Source organism: Amycolatopsis thailandensis (assembly GCF_002234405.1).
Lineage (GTDB): Bacteria > Actinomycetota > Actinomycetes > Mycobacteriales > Pseudonocardiaceae > Amycolatopsis > Amycolatopsis thailandensis.
Map to the genome: position 1 here is coordinate 1 of NZ_NMQT01000394.1, position 504 is coordinate 504.

A 504-nucleotide genomic window follows, 5' to 3' on the forward strand; every position below is an offset into this window, starting at 1 on the left:
CGACCCGGCGCAGGCCATCCTCGGCCCGACCGCGCGACCGTCCGATGTGGACGCACTGCGGGAGAGCATGGGGCTGAACGGCCCCTTGTGGGAGCAGTACCTCAGCTGGGCCGGGAACGTGCTGCACGGCGACTTCGGCACGTCGATCACCTATCACGCGCCGGTGCTGGGCGTGGTCGCCGACCACATCCTGCCGACGCTGACCCTGGCCGTGCTGTCCACGGTGATCAGCTTCTTCCTTTCGGTCACGATCACCTCCTGGCAGGCGGTGTCGCCGCGCAACCCGGTGGCCCGCGCGCTGGACCGGCTTTCGGCGCTCGGCATGGCGATGCCGGACTTCTGGATCTCCCTGATGCTCGTGCTGGTGTTCTCGGTGACGCTGCGCTGGTTCCCGTCCAGCGGCTACGAAAACCTGTTCACCGATCCGGCGACGGCGGTGCCCGCGCTGGTGCTGCCGCTGACCGTGCTGGTCATCGGGCAGACCGCGTTGTTCGTGCTCACGCT

At 68.7% G+C, this 504-nt stretch carries 1 protein-coding gene; it reads left to right on the forward strand.

Annotated elements, in window-relative coordinates:
* Positions 1-504, forward strand: a 504-nt coding sequence (locus tag CFP71_RS43105; protein ID WP_143267353.1) for an ABC transporter permease, incomplete at both ends; no start/stop codon positions are given.